The 3,427-nt window shown below is 71.8% G+C and carries 4 protein-coding genes; 2 read left to right on the forward strand and 2 right to left on the reverse strand.

The window, feature by feature from the left end; all coding sequences use genetic code 11:
* On the forward strand, positions 1-573 hold a 573-nt coding region (locus AOK15_RS30775; RefSeq protein WP_157870422.1), incomplete at its 5' end, for a serine/threonine-protein kinase.
* On the opposite strand, the gene AOK15_RS30780 is transcribed toward AOK15_RS30775, so the two are convergent.
* Both AOK15_RS30780 and AOK15_RS30785 read right to left on the reverse strand, forming a co-directional pair.
* A complete protein-coding gene (locus AOK15_RS30780) occupies positions 560-1,009 on the reverse strand; it encodes an RpiB/LacA/LacB family sugar-phosphate isomerase (RefSeq protein ID WP_055521616.1) in 450 nt (149 codons plus the stop codon). The genes AOK15_RS30775 and AOK15_RS30780 overlap by 14 nt on opposite strands.
* A gap of 152 nt (positions 1,010-1,161) precedes the next feature.
* Positions 1,162-1,617: a MarR family winged helix-turn-helix transcriptional regulator gene (locus AOK15_RS30785; RefSeq protein WP_055521617.1), complete on the reverse strand. Its 456-nt coding sequence runs from the start codon at positions 1,615-1,617 to the stop codon at positions 1,162-1,164.
* A gap of 139 nt (positions 1,618-1,756) precedes the next feature.
* Between AOK15_RS30785 and AOK15_RS30790 the strand changes: the two genes are divergently transcribed.
* Positions 1,757-3,253: an MFS transporter gene (locus tag AOK15_RS30790; protein ID WP_420876998.1), complete on the forward strand. Its 1,497-nt coding sequence runs from the start codon at positions 1,757-1,759 to the stop codon at positions 3,251-3,253.
* Positions 3,254-3,427: the final 174 nt, after the last annotated feature.

A 3,427-nucleotide genomic window follows, 5' to 3' on the forward strand; every position in this document is an offset into this window, starting at 1 on the left:
GGTCTGGTGCACCGGGACGTCAAGCCCGGCAACATCCTGGTCGCGCAGGGCACGGACAGCGATCATCCCGAGCACGTCTACCTCACCGACTTCGGCCTGACGAAGAAATCGCTGTCGCTGACCGGGTTCACCACCGTCGGCCAGTTCGTGGGGACACTCGACTATGTGGCCCCGGAGCAGATCTCCGGCAAGCCCGTCGACGGCCGCTGCGACGTCTACAGCCTCGCCTGCGTCGTCCACGAGACCCTCGCCGGGCGCCCGCCCTTCCAGCGCGACGACGACATGGCGCTGCTCTGGGCCCATCAGTACGACCAGCCGCCGCCGCTGACCGAGCAGCGCCCCGATCTGCCGGCGTCCGTCGACGACGTGCTGGCGAGGGCGCTGGCCAAGAGCCCCGACGACCGCTACGACTCGTGCCTGTCCTTCGTGGCCGCGCTCAGGGTCGCCGGTACGCGCCACGGCACGCCGACCGGGCACCCGCCGACCCGCACCGCGCGGACGCCCACGAGCGGCGCACCCGAACCGCCGCCGGAGCCGCCTGCCTGGGCGAGGCCGGTGTTCATCCAGCCCTGAGGTCGAGCCGCTCGACCCTGGCGACGTTCTCCCGGTCCTCGGTGTCCTGGCTGGCCTCGGCGGCGAACCAGGCGTCGAGGATCTCCTTCAGCAGCGGGGCGGAGGTCAGCCGCAGACCGATCGCCAGCACATTGGCGTCGTTCCAGCGCCGGGCGCCGTCCGCCGTGTAGGCGTCCGTGCACAGGGCGGCCCGCACGCCCGGCACCTTGTTGGCGGCGATCGACGCGCCGGTGCCGGTCCAGCAGCACACGACGGCCTGGTCCGCCGCACCGGAGGCGACCTCCCGCGCCGCGGCCTCCGAGCACGCCGCCCACTGGGGGTCGTCCCCCGGGCGCAGCGCCCCGTGCGGCAGCACGTCGTGACCGCGGTCGCGCAACTCCTCGACGAGGAGACGGGCCACGGGTTCGTCCATGTCCGAGGAGACGGAGATCCGCATGCCCCGGAGACTACCCGCGTGCACGCGGCAGTGCGCCCGTCGCGTCGACCTCCGCCACGCGCTGAGGGGCTGCTGCCGGACTACGGGACCGCCGGACTACGGGACTACGGGACTACGGGACTGACGGGCCACGCGACTGCGGCTCTGCCGGTCTACGGGCGCGGCCACGGCTTCCCGGCCAGCCGTTCGATGCTGGTGTTGAAGCGCTGGAGGTAGTCGGCGAACCCGGCGATGTCCTCGTCGGACCAGTCGGCCAGGACCATCGCGAGGGTGCTGACGTTTCCCTCGCGCTCCTCGTCGAGGCGGCGCTCGCCCTCGTCGGTGATACGGAACTTGCGGGCCACCCCGCCGTCGGGGTCCAGGGTGTGCTCGACCAGCCCGGCCCGCAGGGCGGCGGCGGTCTGCCGGCGCAGCGTGGAGGCGTCCAGGCCGAAGGCGTCACTCAACTCGCTGATCGACATGGGTCCCTCGACCCGGATCCGGCTCAGCAGGATGTACGCGCTGCGCTCCAGCGTGGAGTCCTTGCGGCGCCCCTTGCTCTTGCTCAGATGCTGGTAGCGCCCGAGCAGCATGTTCTCGTACTCGACCCGGCGCGTCGGTTCTTCCACGTCGCCTACCTCTCCTAGCGGACACCGCAGGGGCGATCCTTCCATCCCGCCGGGCCGCCCTCTGTCCAGGTGATGTGCATGATGCACAAGGCGGGTGCCATACACGTCGCGTGTATCCTGCACGCCAGGTGTATGACGTATGCCCCAGTCGCCGGTCCACGCACGGAGGAAACCCTTGACCGCCCACCCCTCTACGCCCGCAGGCCCGGGCGGCGTCATCGCGACGCTGGCGCTCGCCGGGATCGTCGCCGCGATCATGCAGACACTGGTGACGCCGCTGCTCACCGATCTGCCCACGATCCTCGACACCAGTGCGGCCAACGCCTCCTGGGTGATCACCGCGACGCTGCTCACGGGCGCCGTCTTCGGTCCGGTCGGCGGGCGCCTCGGTGATCTCCACGGCAAGCGGCGGATGCTGCTGGTGTGCTGTGTCCCGCTGGTGGCGGGCTCGGTGGTGTGCGCCCTGTCCTCGACGGTCGTGCCGATGATCGTGGGCCGGGGCCTCCAGGGCGTCGGCATGGGGGTGGTGCCGCTCGGCATCAGCCTGCTGCGTGACGTCATGGCCCCCGAGAAGCTCAGCTCCGCCATCGCCCTGGTCAGCGCCTCCCTCGGCATCGGCGCCGGTCTCGGCCTGCCCATCGCTGCGGCCGTCGCCCAGTACGCCAGCTGGCGTGTGCTGTTCTGGGGCTCCGCGGGGCTCGCCCTGGCCGTGACCGCCATGATCTGGTTCCTCGTCCCCGAGACCCCGGCCGGCGCGAAGGGGCAGCGCTTCGACTTCGTCGGCGCCCTCGGCCTCGGCGGGGGAGTGGTGTGTCTGCTGCTCGCGGTGTCCAAGGGGGCGGACTGGGGCTGGGGTTCGGCGACGACCCTGGGTCTCTTCGCCGGCGCGGTGGTCCTGCTGCTGTCCTGGGGCTTCTGGGAGCTGCGTACCCGTGAGCCGCTGGTCGACCTGCGCACCACCGCGCACCCGCGCGTCGTGCTGACCAACGTCGCCTCGGTCCTCGTCGGGTTCGGCATGTACGCGCAGTCGCTGATCACCCCTCAGCTCCTCCGGTTGCCCGAGGCCACCGGTTACGGACTGGGGCAGTCGATGCTGGCGATGGCGCTGTGGATGGCCCCGGCCGGGCTGATGATGATGGTGCTCTCGCCGCTCGGCGGGAAGCTCACCAACGCCCGCGGCCCCAAGTTCACCCTGGTCACGGGCTCGTTGGTGATCGCGACCGGTTACGGTGTCTCGCTGGCCCTGATGAGTTCCACCTGGGGTCTGCTGATCGTCTCCCTCGTCGTCAGCTCCGGGGTGGGCCTGGCGTACGGGGCGATGCCCGCGTTGATCATGAGCACGGTGCCGCTGTCCGAGACCGCCTCCGCGAACAGCTTCAACACCCTGATGCGCGCGCTCGGCACGTCCACCGCCGCCGCGGTGATCGGTGTGGTCCTCGCCCAGATGACCACCACGCTCGGCGGCTTCTCCCTGCCCTCGGAGGCGGGCTTCCGCACCGGCCTGACCATCGGCGGCGGCGCGGCACTCGTCGCCGCGGCGGTGGCCGCCCTTATTCCGGCGGCGCGGACCACCGTCCCGGGGACGGAGGCGGAACGGCAGCCGACCGGCACCGAGGCACCCGCCGCGGCCGCGTAGCCGACAGGGCCCCGTGGCCGTTCGACGCCTGACCCACGAGGCGCCCGCCGAAGCAAACCGGTCATTCGCCTGGCGAGTTGACGCTCTCGCCCGGCGGAACCGGACGACCGGCCTCCGCGACGGGTTAGCATCACGGCGTGATCACGGCATGGTCGACCCGACGCGCGCGTCGGG

The sequence above is a fragment of the Streptomyces ossamyceticus genome (assembly GCF_001418475.1).
GTDB classification, from domain to species: Bacteria; Actinomycetota; Actinomycetes; order Streptomycetales; family Streptomycetaceae; genus Streptomyces; species Streptomyces ossamyceticus.

What these genes read in the sequence shown, in the direction of transcription:
- AOK15_RS30780 (WP_055521616.1), bottom strand. Translation starts at nt 1,009, where the DNA reads ATGCGGATCTCCGTCTCCTCGGACATGGACGAACCCGTGGCCCGTCTC.
- AOK15_RS30790 (WP_420876998.1), top strand. Translation starts at nt 1,757, where the DNA reads ATGCCCCAGTCGCCGGTCCACGCACGGAGGAAACCCTTGACCGCCCAC.